The organism is Streptomyces albus subsp. albus (genome assembly GCF_000725885.1).
Classification (GTDB): Bacteria; Actinomycetota; Actinomycetes; order Streptomycetales; family Streptomycetaceae; genus Streptomyces; species Streptomyces albus.
In genome coordinates this window covers 205,231-221,982 of sequence record NZ_JODR01000007.1, presented here as the reverse complement: position 1 = coordinate 221,982, position 16,752 = coordinate 205,231, and the positions used below count along the sequence as shown (strand labels likewise).

Sequence of the window (16,752 nt, the reverse complement as noted above, 5' to 3'; positions counted from 1 at the left end):
GCGTGTGGCATACTCCCTCACAGGTCACGAGCGACAGCGACAAAGGCCCCGGCCCGCTGTCCGGCAACCCTCCGTCCGTGGCGGGGTGCCCCGGGTGATGACCAGGCCGTAGGACAGCAAGGTCTGCGGCAAGCGCGGATCCCTCTCCGCCAGGGGTCCTGGTCTTCGAGGGAGCCTTCCGTGAGCAAGCGAATGCGCTAGGGCCGAAGTCGGCCCTTTTCCGGTTCTGTCTCTTCCTTTTTCCTCGCGTGCCCGATGGCGCTGTCCCGCGCCGTGACGGGTCGCCCGGTTCTGCCCGTGGGAGCCCAACCATGCCGTTCGATGCCGCTTTTGCCCCGGAAAAGACCTCTTGTTCCGAGGGGGTCACGCCGCTTCCCGTCCTCGGCGCCGATGTCCGCGTGCCGCTCGTCACCGGCGGGGAGGTGACGTACGCGGCGCTCGACTACGCGGCGAGTGCCCCCGCGCTGCAGCGGGTGTGGGACGACGTGGCCGCGTATGCGCCGTACTACGGCAGCGTCCACCGGGGTGCCGGTCATCTGTCGCAGTTGTCGACGGAGTTGTTCGAACAGAGCCGGCGGACGGTCGCCGAGTTCGTGGGCTGCCGGGAGGGTGACCAGGTCGTCTTCACGCGGGCCACGACCGATTCCCTCAATCTGCTGGCATCGGTGTTGCCGCAGGGCACGCGGGTGTTCGTGTTCGAGACGGAGCACCATGCCTCGCTGCTGCCGTGGCGGGGCCGTGAGGTGACGTATCTGGACGCGCCGCGCTCCCCGGAGGCGGCCGTCGCCACTCTGGAGGCGGCGCTCCACGGTGCGCCAGCGGGCCCGAAGCTGGTGTGCGTGACGGGCGCGTCGAACGTGACGGGCGAGGTGTGGCCGGTGCGCGAGCTGGCACGGGCGGCGCACCGGCACGGGGCGCGGCTCGTACTGGACGCGGCGCAGCTGGCCCCGCACCGTCCGGTGAACCTGGCGGAGCTGGAGGCGGACTGGGTGGCGTTCTCCGGGCACAAGCTGTACGCACCCTTCGGCGCGGGGGTGCTGGCCGGCCGCGCTGACTGGCTGCGTGAGGCCGAGCCGTATCTGGCGGGCGGCGGGGCGAGCCGCAGCGTGGTGCGCGGCGCGGACGGCGGGGTGGACGTCGAGTGGCACACGACCGCGGCCCGGCACGAGGCGGGCTCGCCCAACGTGATCGGCGCGTACGCCCTCGCTTCGGCCTGCCGGGCGCTGACCGAGGCCGGTTTCGACCGGCTCGTCGCCCGCGAGGAGGAGCTGCTGGCCCGGCTGCGGGCGGGGCTGGCCGAGCTGCCCCAGGTCACGGTGCTGTCCCTCTTCGGGCAGGACGCCGACCGGGTGGGCGTGCTGTCCTTCGTGGTGGAGGGCTGGAACAGTTCGCACTTCGCGGCTGCGCTGTCCGCGGAGTACGGGATCGGCGTGCGGGACGGGCTCTTCTGCGCGCATCCGCTGCTGCGTACGTTGCTGGGGCAGTCGGGGGACACCCCCGGCGAGTGCGGGGTGCCCGAGGCGGCGCCGGGTGAGCGGGCCCTGAACGCGGTGCGGGTCAGTTTCGGTGCCGGGACCCCGGACGAGCACGTGGACCGGTTCGTCACGGCGGTCCGGGAACTGGTCGGCAACGGCGCCCGCTGGAACTACCGTACGGAGGACGGCCGGTGCGTCCCCGAGGCGCCGGAGCGCTCCGCCCGCTGAGCGGGGCGGCGGCCCACCAGGGCCGGGGGACCGGTCCGGGTCCGTCACGCGGACGGGCCCACCGGACCGCCGCGGGGTCCCCGTGATCGGGCCTGGCCTCGCCGCCGTCAGGAGTCCAGGCCGATGGCGAACGCCGTCTCCAGGTCGTGCTGCGAGTAGGTGCGGAACGCGATGTGGGTCTCGGTCGCCTGGACGCCGGGGACCTTGCTGATCCGGCCGGGGATGATGTCGGCGAGGTCGTCGTGGTGGGCGACCCGCACCATGGCGATCAGGTCGTGCGCGCCGGTGACGGAGTAGACCTCGCTGACACCGTCGATGGCGGCGATCTGCTCGGCGATCTCCGGGATGCTGTCGGTGCTCGTCCGGATCAGCACGATCGAAGTGATCACGGTGGTCTCTCTCCCTCACATGCCGGGGTTGGCCCGGTCACTCTAGCCCGGCGGTGTCCGAGCCAGGCACAGAGGAAGCCCAGCGTGAATCCGGCCACGTGGGCGAGGTGGGCGATGCCGGGCCCGCCCGCGTCCTGGCGCGCGGCCAGCCACTGGAGGGTGACCCAGAACAGCAGCACCGCCCAGGCGGGGAACCGCAGCGGAAGGAAGAAGAGGAAGGGGAAGACGCTGGTCACCCGGGTGCGGGGGTGCAGGAAGAGGAAGGCGCCCAGTACGGCGGAGACCGCGCCCGACGCACCGACCAGCGGCTGCGCCGACTCCGGGTGCGCCACCGCGTAGCAGCACATCGCCGCGTAGCCGGTCCCCAGGTAGAAGAGGGCGAAGCGGGGCGGGCCCATGCGCTGTTCGACCGGGCCGCCGAAGACGAACAGGAAGAGCAGGTTGCCCAGCAGGTGCAGCCAGTTGGCGTGCAGGAACAGCGCGGTCAGCGGTGTCAGCAGGGGGCGCGCCCTTCCGCTCAGCAGCGCCTCGGGCACCACGCCCCACCGGTCGAACCAGGCCGCCCGGCTCTCCTGAACCAGCCGCCCCGTACCGTGGGAGGGGACGACGCCGGAGGCCGGGCCCGCCAGGAAGACCAGGAAGCAGCAGCCGATCAGCGCGTACGTCACCCAGGGGCGTCTCCTTCCGGTACGGCGCGGGGGCGTGGCGCCGGGGTCGTCGGTGTGGTCCATGTCCGGATCATGACGGCTGTGTGTCCGTCCGTCTCCGGGCATGCTCCTCGACACACGCGGGGGCACGCGGACGGTCCCAAGCCGTAGGGTTGACCGGACCTGACCCCGCGCCGCACGCCCGTGACGTGTTCTGCGGAAGCGCAGCGCACCCACGGACCCGACCTCAAGGAAACGAGGACAGAGACGATGGCGGTCCCCACGCCCACGGACGAGACGCGCTGGCGCTGCACGCTGTGCGGCAACCTGACCCGGTTCGACGTCACCCGCTCCAGCAAGGTGGTCGAGTACGTCCATCTGGACCTGGCCGGAGCACCCAAGGTCGAGGAGCGGGAAGTGCTCGATGAGAGCATCGAGTCCGTGCGCTGCCGATGGTGCAACGCCGTCGACCAGATCGAACTGGTGGACCGGCCCAGCGCCCAGGTGTAGGGCCTGGAGGAGATCAGGTCGTGAGACGGCAGGTGTGACCGGTGGTGGAACGGACGGGCGGCGACCCTCGGCGGCGGTACGAGGCTGCCGACGCGCCCCCGGGGCCTGAGCCCGGCACGGAAGCGGGCCCCGGGCCCGGGGCGGGACCCGCGGGGGTCCCGCCCGGACGGCGCCGTGAACCGGAACCGGACCGGGCGCCCGGCCCCGAGGAGGCGCCCGGCCCGGCGGACGGCGACGCCGTCGAAGACGGTGCCGACGGCCGCGGCGGCCGTGGCGGCGACGACGGCGGCCATGACGGTGACGACGGCCATGACGGTGACGACGGCGACGACGGCCGTGGCGGCGACGGCGGTGAGGGGCTGGAGCGCCCGTTGCCCGAGAAGGTGCGGCGGCGCGTGGTCGCCTTCACCGGTGACGCCCTCGGCGGGCTGACCGTCGCGGAACTGCCGCCCCCGCTGCGGCAGTACGCCCGGTTCACCCCGCAGCGCCGCGCCAAGTTCGGCGGGAACGCGATGGCGACGGCGCTGGAGACCGACGCGGTCTTCCGGCAGCGCATCGCCGCCCGGCTGCGCGAACAGCTGCCCCAGCTGGCGGAGGCCCTGGACGGCGGCGCCCCGCCCGCCGCCGCGGACCCGGTCGATGTGGCCGCCGCCGGTTACATCCTGCGGCCTCCCGGCTGGGCGAAGCTCGTCGCGGCTGCCGGGGAGGAGGCTCAGCGGGCGCAGGCCGAACGCGCCGGCGAGGAGGCGCAGCGCGAACTGGCCCGGCTCCGTGACGAGCTGGCCCAGGCCAAGAGCACCGCACGGGACGAGGCCGAGCGGGGCAGGCGCGAACTGGAGGCGCTCCGCAAGGAACTGGACGGCACCCAGCGGCGGCTGCGCAGCGCCCAGGCGGATGTGCGGCGCGGTGAGGCGGCGCTGCGCAAGCTCCAGGCGGAGCTGGATTCCGTACGGGCCGCCGCGAACGCCGAGAAGGCCGCGTCGGACAGCGAGGTGCGGCGGCTCAAGTCGCGGCTGGCCGAGACGGAGTCCGCACTGGAGGCCGGACGGCGTGCCGTGCGGGAGGGCCGCAGCGTGGAGGACATGCGGGTGCGGCTGCTGCTGGACACCGTGCTGGACGCGGCGCAGGGGCTGCGCCGCGAGCTGGCGCTGCCGCCGTCCCAGACCCGGCCGGCCGACACCGTGGAGGCGGTGGAGCCGGGGCGGATGTCGCCGAAGGACGTGGCGGCCCGGGCGCTGTCGGCCACCGATCCGGCGCTGCTCGACCAGTTGCTGGCGTTGCCCCAGGCGCATCTGGTGGTGGACGGCTACAACGTGACCAAGACCGGCTATCCCTCGCTGCCGCTGGAGAAGCAGCGGCTGCGGCTGCTGGGCGGGCTGGCGGTGCTGGCGGCCCAGTCCAACGCGGAGGTCACCTGTGTGTTCGACGGCGCGGAGCTGGCGGCGCCGGTGCTGCTGGCGCCGCCGCGCGGCGTGCGGGTCCTCTTCTCGAAGCCGGGTCAGACGGCGGACGAGCTGATCCGGCGTCTGGTGCGGGCCGAGCCGCCGGGCCGGCCGGTGGTGGTGGTCTCCAGCGACCGCGAGGTGGCAGACGGCTGTACGGCGGCCGGTGCCCGGCCGGTGTCCTCCACGCTGCTGCTCAAGCGGCTGGCCCGGTCCTGAGGGCGCTGCGTCCCCGGGGGTTCCGGGACGGTGGGCGACGGAACGTCAGAGTCCGGGGCGCGGAGGGGACATCGGGGGCGGGGCCCGGGATTTCCGTGGCGAAGAGTGAGTTACCGCTCGCACAGCGTGGGTGCCGGGTAAAGAATGTGCTCCTGGGTCGCCTTTTTTCTGGAGGGATTTGATCCGATCACTACGCGTGGCTAATCTCTGGCCACGAACCTCCGCTCGGGTGATCACCTATCCGGGGTGACGGCGGAGGCCCGCCTAGTCCGTCGGCTGAGATCGCCCATATCGCAGCGGCGGAGCCGGAACTGACCGACCGGCAGGCGGCTCGGAGGAAGAAGGAGCTCGCCCCAGTGGCGTCCCACCGTCGTCCCAAGCAGCCCAGCCGCGCTCGTGTCAGCGTCTTCACCATGACCGCGGCTGCGGCCGTCGCTCTTACCGCCCAGGCCGCGCACGCCGACCCGCAGACCTCCAAGAAGAGCGTCAAGGAAAAGGTCGACAAACTCTACGAGGACGCCGAGGCCGCCACCGAGAAGTACAACGGCGCCAAGGAGAAGCAGGCCAAGCTCTCCAAGGAGGTCGAGAACCTCCAGGACAGCGTCGCGCGCGGGCAGGAGGACCTCAACCGCATGCGCGACGAGCTGGGCTCGGTGGCCACAGCGCAGTACCGCAACGGCGGCATCGACCCGTCGGTGCAGCTGTTCCTCTCGTCCGACCCGGACGACTACCTGGACAAGGCTTCGGCCATGGACCAGTTGAGCACCAAGCAGGCCAGCGCGCTCAAGAAGATCCAGGCCAAGCAGCGTCTCCTCGCCCAGCAGCGCAAGGAGGCGTCCGGCAAGCTCAAGGACCTCTCGGAGACCCGCACCGAGCTCGGCCGCAAGAAGAAGGAGATCCAGGCCAAGCTCTCGCAGGCCCAGGGGCTCCTCAACTCCATGACGGCCAAGGAGAAGGCGAAGCTCGCCGCGCAGCAGAAGAAGGCCGAGAACAAGTCCAGCCAGCAGGCGGACATGAGCGACGTGAAGGCGGGCTCCGGCCGCGCCGCCGCCGCACTGGCCGCCGCCAAGACCAAGATCGGCAGCCCCTACGTGTGGGGTGCCACCGGCCCGAGCTCCTTCGACTGCTCCGGGCTGACCTCCTGGGCCTACCAGCAGGCGGGTGTCTCGCTGCCGCGCACCTCGCAGGCGCAGGCGAACGCCGGCACCCGGATCTCCAGCCAGAGCCAGCTCAAGCCCGGCGACCTGGTGCTCTTCTACGGGGACCTGCACCACATCGGCCTGTACGCCGGCAACGGCCAGGTGCTGCACGCGCCCAAGCCGGGTGCGAACGTGCGGTTCGAGGCGATGGGCAACATGCCGTTCCAGTTCGGCGTGCGGGTCTGAGACCCGGCCCTTTGTGCCGAATTTCACCGAAGCCCTGGCCCGGAGTACCGGCGCCAGGGCTTTTCCACCTGATCACCAGCCAGTGTGATGACCGCTAAACGTCGCTCGTGCGGGTGAAAGCGCGGGGTGCCCGGATGACCTGGCCACCCGCCGGTGACCTGCGTCATCGGCGGACTCCCCACCTCTGGGGACGGCTCACGAAGGGTGATCGGTCCTTTGCCGCCTGTAAGGGCGCCGTTACATTCTGCGGGCGCAAGTCGCCTAGCGGAAGGAACGCGTCCTCCAGTGGCATCGCACCGCTCCCCCCGACGTACCCCGCTGCCCGGGCAGAGTTGGCCCGCGCGGGTCACCGTGCTCTCGGCCGCCGCGGCCGGTGCGGCAGCCGCACTCTCCCCCGCGGCCCCCGCCGGTGCCGAGCCGGGCGCCGGGAAGCCGGCCGCCAAGAGCCTGAACGCGCGCATCGACCGGCTCTACGAGCAGGCGGAGGTGGCGACGGAGAAGTACAACGGGGTGGCGGAGCGGGCCGGGAAGCTCCGCAAGCAGGTCACGAACGCGCAGGACGCCGTCGCGCGCGGCCAGTCCGAGGTCAACGAGCTGCGCAACTCCCTCGGCGGACTCGCCGGCGCCCAGTACCGTTCCGGCGGCATCGACCCCACACTGCGGCTGCTGCTCACCGAGGATCCCGACGGCTTCCTCGACAAGGCCGCCACCGTCGACCGCATCGGCACCCGGCAGATGCTCAAGCTGCGGCAACTCCGGGCCGCCCAGCACGATCTCGAACAGCGGCGCGACGAGGCCGCCGGGAAACTCGCCCGGCTCGACAGCCTGCAAAAGGCCCTCAAACGCGAGAAGAAGAGCGTCCAGCGGAAACTCGCCGCCGCCCAGCGTCTCGTCAACAAGCTGTCCGCCGACGAGCGGGCCGCCCGCGAGCGCGCCGCCCGCCACGGCCACCGGGGCGAGGCGCCCGAGGACGGCTCGCCGGCCGGCGGTGGCGGCAAGGCGTCCTCGGCACGGGCGGCGTCCGCCGTCGCCGCCGTCAAGTCCGCCGTCGGCCGCCCGTACGCGTGGGGGGCGGCCGGGCCCTACTCGTTCGACTGCTCCGGGCTGACCCAGTGGGCGTACAGGCAGGCGGGCACCGCCATCCCCCGCACCTCGCAGGCCCAGCGGTCGGCGGGCCGGCAGGTGCCGCTCGGCCAGGCCCGCCCCGGCGATCTGGTCGTCTACCGGGACGACGCCAGCCACGTGGGGATGTACGTGGGCGGCGGCCAGGTCGTGCACGCGCCCTACCCGGGGGCCAAGGTGCGCTACGACCCGGTCGGCATGATGCCGATCTCCGCCGTCACCCGCCCCTGACCGGCACCGCCGCGCCGCCCGTACCCTCGGTGGGGTGACGAAGAGGCGGCGGAGCACCCGGCACGGGCGGGCACGCGGCGGAACGCTCGCACTCGCCCTGGCGTTCGCCGCCGTCGCGGGCGGGCTGACGGGCTGCGGCACCGGTGACGGCGGGGCCGGCCACGGCCCCTTCCAGCGGGTCCTCGACGAGCAGGCCGCCGCCCTGCGTGCCGGCGACCGGTCCGGCTATCTGGCGGCCGTCGATCCGCGCGCCGCCGCCTACCGCTCCGGGCAGGAGCGGGTCTACCGCAATCTGCGCAGCCTTCCGCTGGCCACCTGGGCCTACCAGGTCACCGACGTGGCCCGGCACGAAGAGAGCGCGACGGTCACCGCCCGGCTGCGCTACCGCATCGCCGGCTACGACCGGGTCACCACCACCGACACCGAGCGGCTGCGCTTCGTCCGCCGTGACGGCGGCTGGCGGATCGCCGCCGAGGCGGCCGACAGCGACACCCAGCTGTGGGAGCAGGGCACCATGACCGTCGTCCGGGGCGCGCACAGCCTGGTGCTGGGCGTGGGCCGGGACCGCTCCGGGCTGCGCCGGCTGGCCCGTGCCGCCGACCGGGCCGTGCCCGCCGTCGCCCGCGTGTGGCCCGGCGGATGGTCCCGCAGGACGGTGCTGGAAGCCCCCTCCTCCGTGGCGGACATGGCCCGCCTGCTCGGCTCGCCCGCCTCCTCCTACGAGGGCATCGCGGCGGTCACCACGGGCGAGGCCGGCGGGGGAGCGGCGGCCGGGGGCAGCGCGCCGGCCGACCGCATCGTGATCAACCCGCAGGCGTACGGGATGCTCAGCGACGAGGGGCAACAGGTCGTCCTCACCCACGAGACGACCCATGTGGCCACCCGGCACCAGACGACCCGGGCGACGCCGATGTGGCTGTCGGAGGGCATCGCCGACTGGGCGGGCTACCGCGCCTCGAAGACGGCACCGCGCGAGGCCGCGCCCGAACTGGCCCGTGCCGTCGCCGGCCGGCGGCCGGGCGGGGACGACGGGGACGGGGACGGGCCGTTGCACAGGCTGCCCACCGACGAGGACTTCGCCTTCGGCAACGATCCGGCCCGGCTGGCCCGCGCCTACGAGGGCGGCTGGCTGGCGTGCCGGATGGTGGCGCAGCAGTGGGGCCAGGACACGCTGGTGGAGCTGTACGAGCAGGCGGGCCGGGCGGGCGGCGGCCGGAGCCCGGACGTGGACGCGGCGCTGCGGTCCGTCCTGGGCATCGGCCAGGCGGAGTTCACCGCCCGCTGGCGCTCGTACGTGACGGAGCTGCTGGGGTAGGGCGGGCGACCTCTCAGGAGAGCTGACGTTCGCCTGGGCGCCCCCGCATGCCCGGTACGCCGCCGTCCTCGCCGACGGGCTGCTCACGGACGCCGACGGGTGGCTTGCCGTGGCCGCCGCCTTCGTCGTCACCGCCGTCCTCGTCGTCGTCCGGGGGCCGTTGCCCGGAAGCGGCCACGGTCCCCGCCGGGTGCGGCACGGTCGAGCGCCACAGCCGTGCGCAGGCCAGCACGGCCGCCACGACCAGCAGCAGATTGCGCACCACCAGCGCCAGCGTGCCGATCCCCTCGCTGGCGACCACGTCCGCGAACCGGGTCGGGAACTCCACCTGGGTGAGGCCCGTCGCCACCAGCACCAGCCAGGCGGGCAGCGCCTGCCGGCCGGCGCGCAGCGTCAGACAGACCGCCGCCAGCCCCACGAGCCACAGCAGGTACTGCGGGCTGAGCACCCGGCTGGTGACGACGAACACCAGGACGGCAGCCAGCGCCGCGTCCGCCACCGTGCCCGCCGTCCAATGGCGGGCCCGCAGCCGCCACAGCAGCAGCCAGCCGAAGGCCGCCCCGGTCAGTACGACGGCCGCCTCGGTGACCCGCCGCACCCCGGGCCCGACGAACTCCATCGAGCCGTACCGCAGCAGCACCTCACCGTCCCAGCCGGCGAAGTGGCGGGCGGCGTGCAGCGCGAGGGCGCCGACCGACTCGACCTCCGTGCCCCGGTCCCGCTGCCCGGTCAGGAAGTCCAGCGAGCCCGGCATGGTCGCGGCGAACCCGGCCGCCAGCACGAGTACGGTCACCAGCGCCCAGGTCCACATGGTGCGGGTCGCCCGGCCGCGCGGGGTCCCGAGCAGCAGCAGCGCGGGCCACACCTTGACCATCGCGCCCAGCCCGGCCAGGACGCCGGCCCAGCGCGGGGAGCGGGCGGCGGCCAGCAGCGCGGCCACGGCCAAGGCGGTCACCATCAGGTCGTAGCGCGCGTACGCGGTCGGCCCCAGCAGCGGTACCCCGGCCACCCACGCCCACACGCCCGCCGGGCGCCGTCCCTCCGCCCGGGGCGCCCGGCGCCGGCCGCGGCCGGCGCGGCGCCCGGTGGCGTACAGCAGCATCGCGAGCACCGCCGCGTCGGCGGCCAAGGCCAGCACGAAGAACGCCGAGGCGTAGTCGAGCAGTCCGGCCAGCAGGCCGGGCGCCAGGACGACGAGTGCGGCGGCGGGCGGGTACTGCCACGTCACATCGCCGGACGGAAACGTTCCCGCGCTCAGCCGGTCGTACCAGCCGCGGTAGATCACCGAGACGTCGGAGGTCACGTCCATGCCGCCGGGCACGGTCAGCACCTTCCACACGTATAGCAGCAGCACCGCCCGTGTGACCGCGAAGACGGCGACCGGAGCGGCCACACCGCCCCGCCTTCCCCTCCCGGCTCCCGCCTCGCCGCGCATCCTGTCCTCTCCGTCGCCTCGGCGTACGCCACCCGTGCGGGGGCGCGGTACTGTCGGCGGCGATGCACAAGACCCTCATCGTCACCAACGACTTCCCGCCCCGCCCCGGCGGCATCCAGGCGTTCCTGCACAGCATGGCGCTGCGCCTCGACCCGTCCCAGGTCGTCGTCTACGCCTCGACCTGGAAGCGGAGCCGGGAGGGCGTGACGGCCACCGCGGCGTTCGACGCGGAACAGCCGTTCCCGGTCGTCCGCGACCGCGCCACGATGCTGCTGCCCACTCCGCGCGTCACCAAGCGTGCCGTCTCGCTGCTGCGGGAGCACGGATGCCGCTCCGTGTGGTTCGGTGCCGCCGCGCCGCTCGGTCTGATGGCCCCCGCGCTGCGGAGGGCCGGCGCCGAACGGATCGTGGCGACCACCCACGGGCACGAGGCCGGCTGGGCCCAACTGCCCGCCGCCCGCGCCCTGCTGCGGCGGATCGGCGAGGGCACCGACACCCTCACCTATCTGGGCGAGTACACACGCCGCCGGATCGCCGCGGCCCTCACCCCCGAGGCCGCCGCCCGCATGGTGCAACTGCCGCCCGGCGTGGACGAGAAGACCTTCCACCCCGGCTCCGGCGGCGCCGCCGTCCGCGAGCGGCTCGGGCTGAGCGGCCGGCCGGTGATCGTGTGCGTCTCCCGGCTCGTGCCGCGCAAGGGCCAGGACACCCTCATCGAGGCCATGCCCCGGGTGCTGGCCGAAGTACCCGACGCGGTGCTGCTCATCGTCGGCGGCGGTCCCTACCGTGCCGACCTGGAGAAACTGGCCGCCTCCCACGGTCTGACCGACGCCGTCCGCTTCACCGGGCCCGTCCCGTGGGAGGAGCTGCCGGCCCACTTCGGCGCCGGGGACGTCTTCGCCATGCCCTGCCGCACCCGCCGCGGCGGCCTGGACGTGGAAGGGCTCGGCATCGTCTATCTGGAGGCGTCGGCCACCGGCCTGCCGGTCGTCGCCGGGGACTCGGGCGGCGCACCGGACGCCGTGCTCGACGGCGAGACGGGCTGGGTCGTCCCCGGCGGGTCACCGGCCCGGACCGCCGAGCGCCTGACCGCGCTGCTGGGCGACGCGGACCTGCGGGCCCGGATGGGCGCCCGGGGCCGGGAGTGGGTCGAGGAGCGGTGGCGCTGGGACCTGCTGGCGGAGCGGTTGCGCGCTCTGCTGTGAGCCGAGCCGGCCCCGGGGGTGGCTGTCCCCCCCGGGTGCCCCCGGGCCGCTCACGCGGCGTAGATGGCCTCGATCTCGTCGGCGAAGTCCTTGGCCACCACGCCCCGTTTGAGCTTCAGCGAGGGGGTGACGTGCCCGGACTCCTCGGTGAACTGCTCGCGCAGCACGCGGAACTTGCGGACCGACTCCGCCTTGGAGACGGCCTTGTTGCCCTCGTCGACGGCTGTTTGCAGCTCGGCCAGCAGATCGGCGTCCGACAGGAGCTGTTCGCGGGTCAGATGCTGCTTGCCGTGCTGGGCGGCCCAGCGGGGCAGGAACTCCTCGTCCACGGTCAGCAGGGCCCCGACGAAGGGGCGGCCGTCGCCGACGACCATGCACTCGGCGACGAGCGCGTGGGCGCGGATGCGGTCCTCGATGACGGCGGGGGCGACGTTCTTGCCGCCCGCGGTCACCAGGATCTCCTTCTTGCGGCCGGTGATGCGCAGATAGCCGTCCACGTCCAGGCTGCCCAGGTCACCGGTGTGGAACCAGCCGTCGGCCAGTGCTTCCTCGCTGGCCTGCGGGTTGTTCCAGTAACCGGTGAACAGGTGCTCGCCGTGCAGCAGCACCTCGCCGTCGTCGGCGATGCGGATGACGGAGCCGGGCAGCGGCTGGCCGACCGTGCCGATCTTGGGCCGGTCGTAGGGGTTGAAGGCGGTCGCGGCGCACGACTCGGTCAGCCCGTAGCCCTCCAGCACGGTGAAGCCGACGCCGCGGAAGAAGTGGCCCAGCCGCTCGCCGAGCGGGGCGCCCCCGGAGATCGCGTGGGTGGCCCGGCCGCCCAGTACGGCACGGAGCTTGCTGTAGACGAGTTTGTCGAAGAGCTTGTGCTTGAGCCGCAGGGTGAGGGAGGGGCCCGCCGGTTCGTCCAGGGCGCGGCTGTAGGCGCCGGCGACCTCGGCGGCCTTGTCGAAGATGCGGCCCTTGCCGCCGGCGACGGCCTGGGCGCGCGCGGCGTTGAAGACCTTCTCGAAGACGCGGGGCACGCCCAGGACCATCGTGGGCCGGAAGGAGCCGAGTTCGTCGGTGAGGGTCTTGATGTCGGAGACGTGGCCGAGTTTGATCGGTGCCATCACGGCCGCCACCTGCACGAGCCGTCCGAAGACGTGGGCGACCGGCAGGAAGAGCAGCACCGATCCCTCGCCGGGCTGGAACATCGGCCGCAGCCGCTCGACGACGTTGCCGCACTCGGCGAAGAAGCTTCGGTGGGTGAGGACACAGCCCTTGGGGCGGCCGGTGGTGCCGGAGGTGTAGACGATGGTGGCGGGCGAGTCGGCGTCGGCCGCGGAGCTGCGCTCGTCCACCGTGCGGTCGTCGATGCCGGTGCCGAGGGCCGCGAGCCGGGGGACGGCCGCCTCGCCGTCCGGGCCGGGTTCGATCTGCCACACCTCGCGCAGACCGGGCAGCCGGTCGCGTACGGAGTCCACGGCCGCCGCGTGGTCGTCGGTCTCCACGAGGCAGGCGACGGCGCCGGAGTCCCCGAGGATCCAGCAGATCTGCTCGGGGGAGCTGGTCTCGTAGACGGGGACGGTGACGCCGCCCGCGCTCCAGATGGCGAAGTCCAGCAGCGTCCACTCGTAGCGGGTGCGCGACATCAGGGCCACCCGGTCGCCGGGCTCGACACCGGCGGCGATCAGTCCCTTGGCGGCCTCCCGCACCTCGGTGAGGAAGGCGGCGGCGGTCAGGTCCTCCCAGCGTCCGTTCCGCTTGCGTCCGATGACGGCGAGGTCGGGGTGCTGAGCCGCGTTCCGGCGGACGAGGTCCGTCAGGTTCCCCTCTTGGGGGACTTCGTAGAGGGCCGGAAGGCTGTACTCGCGCAAGACTGCTGCTCCTCGTCGGCGCGCCAAGAGGGGAGGCCGCGGGGCCGGCCTCCATTGGCTCGGTCCGGGATCGCCGGGGCGTCCCGGGAATGACGGCCCGGACGTTACCCATCGGTATGGGCATGGGGGTAGAGGGTGACGCCCAGATGTCTCCTGCGTCACAGGTGGAGTCGCTCGGATATGGGGACATGCAGCCTAGTCGAGGCGTTCGCGGACACGGAAGCCGCCGAGGGAGAGAGCGGGAAGAGTACGGGCAAGGCGGCGTACGGCTCTTTTCGGCCAGCCGGGCGCCCGGCCCTCGTCCGCCGGCCTTCTTTCGGCGGCCCTCGTCCACCGGCCCCTTCCGGCGGCCCTCTCCGTCGGCCCCTTCCGGCGGCCCTCCCCACCGGCGCCGCGGCGACCTAGGGTGGGCGCATGCGAGTCCACGTGGTCAGCGACGTACACGGCAACAGCGAGGACCTCGCCAAGGCGGGGAACGGCGCGGACGCGGTGGTCTGCCTCGGAGACCTGATCCTCTTCCTCGACTACGCCGACCACTCGCGCGGCATCTTCCCCGACCTGTTCGGCGTCGAGAACGCGGACCGCATCGTCGCCCTGCGTACCGCCCGGCGCTTCACCGAGGCCCGCGAGTTGTCCCGCGAGCTGTGGGAGGGGCTGGACCGCGAGGCAACCATGGAGGCCGCGGTACGCAAGCAGTACGCCGAGATGTTCGCCGCGTTCCCCACTCCCACGTACGCCACGTACGGCAACGTCGACATGCCGCACCTGTGGCCGGAGTACGCACGTTCGGGCGTGCACGTCCTGGACGGTGAGACGGTGGTCATCGGAGGGTGGCGCTTCGGTTTCGTCGGCGGCGGACTGCGCACCCCGATGCGCACCCCCTACGAGATCGACGACGAGACCTACGCCGCGAAAATCGCGGCCCTGGGCGAGGTGGACGTCCTGTGCACCCACATTCCGCCGGATGTGCCCGAGTTGTGTTACGACACCGTCGCCCGCCGCTTCGAACGCGGCAGCCCCCAGCTGCTGGAGGCGCTGCACACCCTGCGGCCCCGCTACCACCTGTTCGGCCACGTCCACCAGCCGCTGGCCCGGCGCATGCGGATCGGCGCCACCGAATGCGTCAACGTCGGCCACTTCAACGCGACCGGCACCCCCTGGGTCCTGACGTGGTGAGGGCCGCCACCCGCGCGGCGCCGGGCCCACCAGGCGCGCGGTAGCCTTCGGTCGCAGACGCTCCCCCGCGCCGCGGCGGTATCCCGCGCGGGCGATCCGCGCCGCGGCGGGCAATTTGGGACACGGGTACATCGGAGGGCCATGGCGATGGCGGAACACACCAGCTCGAGCATCACCGTTGACGCGGCACCGCAGGCCGTGATGGACGTGATCGCCGACTTCCCCCGCTACCCCGAGTGGACGGGCGAGGTGAAGGAGGCCGAGGTGCTGGGCCGGGACGCACGGGGCCGCGCCGAACAGGTCCGCCTGCTGCTGGACGCCGGCGCCATCAAGGACGAGCACACCCTCGCCTACGAGTGGATCGGGGACGAGGAGGTCCGGGAGGTGCGCTGGTCGCTGGTCAAGTCCCAGATGCTGCGCTCCCTGGACGGCGTCTACCGCCTCACCCCGGTCGACGGCGGCCACCGCACCGAGGTGATGTACCAGCTCACCGTGGACGTCAAGATCCCCATGCTCGGGATGATCAAGCGCAAGGCCGAGAAGGTCATCATCGACCGGGCCCTCGACGGGCTCAAGAAGCGCGTCGAGTCGGGCGGCGCCGCCCAGGACACCCGCGAGGACACCAACTGACCGGCGGGAGCCGCGCCCAGACGCTGCTGGTCACCGGCGCGGGCGGCACCGGGCGCACCACGGTGGCGACGGCCACCGCCTGCGCGGCGGCGGCGCAGGGCCACCGCACCCTGCTGGTGAGCGCGGAACCCGCCCGCCGGCTGGCCGCCCTGCTGGGCACCGAGCATGCGGAGGGCGAGCGGCCCGCTCGGCCCACTCCGTTCCGGCACGGCATACCCGAGCCCGTCGCGGGGCTGCCCGGCCTGTGGCTGCTGCGCGTCGACTCCGGCGAGGAGTTCCGCGGGCAGGCCGTCGCCCTCCAGGAACGCGGCAAGACGGTCCTCGATCTGCTCGGCGCCCAGCCCCTGGACGAGGACGAACTGACGGAGCTGCCCGGCGCCGGTACGTTCGCCCTGCTGCGCGCCCTGCGCACCGCGCACGGCGGCGGCACCGCGGCGGACGGCGGCCAGGAGGAAGCGGGCGGCCGGGACAGCGGCTGGGACGGCAACTGGGACATCGTCGTAGCCGACATGCCGCCCACTCCCGAGGGCCTCAACCTGCTGGCACTGCCCGAGCAGTTGCGGCGCTACCTGCGCCGTCTCGTCCCGCACGAACGTCAGACGGCCCGCGCCCTGCGTCCCGTACTGGCCCAGCTCGCCGGCGCCCCCATGCCCGCGCAGTGGCTCTACGACGCGACCAGGCGCTGGTCGGCCGAGCTGGCCGAGGTCCAGGAGATCGTGGAGTCCCCGGCCACCGTCGTCCGCCTGGTGACCGAACCGGGGCCGCTGGCCGCCGACCCGCTGCGCACCGCGGGCGCCGGGCTGCGGCTGCACGGGCTCGCCCTGGAATCCGTCGTCGCCAACCGGCTGCTGCCCACCGGCTCGGCGGACCCCTGGCTGGCCGGTCTCGCCGGGCAGCAGCAGCGCGCCCTCAAGGCCCTGCGGGACACCTGCGCGGCCGAGTCCGTCCCGCTGTGCGAACTGCCGCACCTGGGCCGTGACCCGCGCGGCCCCGACGATCTGACGGCACTGGCCGACGCCGCCCGCACGGCCGTCTCCGCCGACGGACCGGCCGGTGAGGGGCTGCACCCGCCCGCCGGCGCGGCCCGCGTGCCCGGCACCGACGTGGCCTACGGCTGGGTCGAGGACCGGCTGTCCGACGACGGCAAACTGGTGTGGCACCTGCCGCTGCCCGGCGCCGAACGGGACGAGCTGGAACTGGTGCGGCGCGGCGACGAGTTGACCGTCGGCGTCGGCCCCTACCGGCGGGTGCTGTCGCTCCCCTCCGCGCTGCGCCGCTGCCGGGTGACCGGCGCCGGCCTCAAGGCCGGGGTCCTCGGCGTCCGGTTCACCCCCGACCCCGAACTGTGGCCCAGGCGCTCCGGGCCGCCGTCGGGCGGGGACTGACAGCCGGCACGGGACGGGCGGGCCCGCGGCCCTCGCGGGGTGCTCGGCCCCTGTCCCGTCGCCTGTTCGGGTACCGTCGGACGCAGAACGGCACCCGCG

General features: G+C 73.6%; 14 protein-coding genes and 1 riboswitch. Of the genes, 10 read left to right on the top strand and 4 right to left on the bottom strand.

Annotated features, from left to right (window positions below; translation table 11 throughout):
* Window positions 1–22: 22 nt before the first annotated feature.
* Window positions 23–141, top strand: a riboswitch (SAM riboswitch).
* 170 nt (window positions 142–311) lie between these two features.
* The gene (locus IO40_RS0109285; protein WP_031175241.1) at window positions 312–1,703 is read left to right on the top strand and encodes an aminotransferase class V-fold PLP-dependent enzyme; all 1,392 of its coding nucleotides are present in this window, start codon (window positions 312–314) and stop codon (window positions 1,701–1,703) included.
* A 107-nt stretch (window positions 1,704–1,810) separates the two neighbouring features.
* On the opposite strand, the gene IO40_RS0109280 is transcribed toward IO40_RS0109285, so the two are convergent.
* Together IO40_RS0109280 and IO40_RS0109275 are read right to left on the bottom strand one after the other, a co-directional pair.
* Window positions 1,811–2,092, bottom strand: coding sequence for an Lrp/AsnC family transcriptional regulator (locus IO40_RS0109280; RefSeq protein WP_016468513.1), 282 nt, complete (start codon window positions 2,090–2,092; stop codon window positions 1,811–1,813).
* Window positions 2,089–2,823 carry a rhomboid family intramembrane serine protease gene (locus tag IO40_RS0109275; RefSeq protein ID WP_041968636.1) on the bottom strand — a complete coding sequence of 245 codons (735 nt, stop codon included), beginning with the start codon at window positions 2,821–2,823 and terminating at the stop codon, window positions 2,089–2,091. The genes IO40_RS0109280 and IO40_RS0109275 overlap by 4 nt, the downstream gene beginning before the upstream one ends.
* A 186-nt stretch (window positions 2,824–3,009) precedes the next feature.
* Between IO40_RS0109275 and IO40_RS0109270 the strand changes: the two genes are divergently transcribed.
* From IO40_RS0109270 to IO40_RS0109250, 5 genes are all read left to right on the top strand, one after another.
* Window positions 3,010–3,249 (top strand): hypothetical protein, encoded by a 240-nt coding sequence (locus IO40_RS0109270; protein WP_016468511.1) that lies wholly within the window; start codon window positions 3,010–3,012, stop codon window positions 3,247–3,249.
* A gap of 359 nt (window positions 3,250–3,608) precedes the next feature.
* A complete protein-coding gene (locus tag IO40_RS0109265; RefSeq protein ID WP_031175240.1) occupies window positions 3,609–4,910 on the top strand; it encodes an NYN domain-containing protein in 1,302 nt (433 codons plus the stop codon).
* A gap of 356 nt (window positions 4,911–5,266) precedes the next feature.
* Window positions 5,267–6,295, top strand: coding sequence for a C40 family peptidase (locus IO40_RS0109260; protein ID WP_016468509.1), 1,029 nt, complete (start codon window positions 5,267–5,269; stop codon window positions 6,293–6,295).
* Window positions 6,296–6,580: 285 nt separating this feature from the next.
* The gene (locus IO40_RS0109255; RefSeq protein WP_031175239.1) at window positions 6,581–7,648 is read left to right on the top strand and encodes a C40 family peptidase; all 1,068 of its coding nucleotides are present in this window, start codon (window positions 6,581–6,583) and stop codon (window positions 7,646–7,648) included.
* Window positions 7,649–7,682: 34 nt separating this feature from the next.
* The gene (locus IO40_RS0109250; protein ID WP_031175238.1) at window positions 7,683–8,963 is read left to right on the top strand and encodes a hypothetical protein; all 1,281 of its coding nucleotides are present in this window, start codon (window positions 7,683–7,685) and stop codon (window positions 8,961–8,963) included.
* Between the two features lie 13 nt (window positions 8,964–8,976).
* On the opposite strand, the gene IO40_RS0109245 is transcribed toward IO40_RS0109250, so the two are convergent.
* The gene (locus tag IO40_RS0109245; protein ID WP_030406121.1) at window positions 8,977–10,398 is read right to left on the bottom strand and encodes a glycosyltransferase family 87 protein; all 1,422 of its coding nucleotides are present in this window, start codon (window positions 10,396–10,398) and stop codon (window positions 8,977–8,979) included.
* 62 nt (window positions 10,399–10,460) lie between these two features.
* Here IO40_RS0109245 and IO40_RS0109240 point away from each other — a divergent pair, with 62 nt between their 5' ends.
* Entirely contained in the window at window positions 10,461–11,603 is a 1,143-nt protein-coding gene (locus IO40_RS0109240) for a glycosyltransferase family 4 protein (RefSeq protein ID WP_016468505.1), read from the top strand.
* Window positions 11,604–11,653: 50 nt separating this feature from the next.
* On the opposite strand, the gene IO40_RS0109235 is transcribed toward IO40_RS0109240, so the two are convergent.
* The gene (locus IO40_RS0109235; protein ID WP_031175237.1) at window positions 11,654–13,462 is read right to left on the bottom strand and encodes an AMP-dependent synthetase/ligase; all 1,809 of its coding nucleotides are present in this window, start codon (window positions 13,460–13,462) and stop codon (window positions 11,654–11,656) included.
* A 414-nt stretch (window positions 13,463–13,876) separates the two neighbouring features.
* On the opposite strand from IO40_RS0109235, the gene IO40_RS0109230 reads away from it, so the two are divergent.
* The 3 genes from IO40_RS0109230 (at window position 13,877) to IO40_RS0109220 (ending at window position 16,653) form a co-directional block, all read left to right on the top strand.
* Window positions 13,877–14,638 carry a metallophosphoesterase family protein gene (locus IO40_RS0109230; protein WP_016468503.1) on the top strand — a complete coding sequence of 254 codons (762 nt, stop codon included), beginning with the start codon at window positions 13,877–13,879 and terminating at the stop codon, window positions 14,636–14,638.
* 147 nt (window positions 14,639–14,785) lie between these two features.
* The gene (locus tag IO40_RS0109225) at window positions 14,786–15,268 is read left to right on the top strand and encodes an SRPBCC family protein (protein WP_016468502.1); all 483 of its coding nucleotides are present in this window, start codon (window positions 14,786–14,788) and stop codon (window positions 15,266–15,268) included.
* 23 nt (window positions 15,269–15,291) lie between these two features.
* Window positions 15,292–16,653: an ArsA family ATPase gene (locus tag IO40_RS0109220; protein ID WP_374117514.1), complete on the top strand. Its 1,362-nt coding sequence runs from the start codon at window positions 15,292–15,294 to the stop codon at window positions 16,651–16,653.
* The last annotated feature ends 99 nt before the right edge of the window (window positions 16,654–16,752 follow it).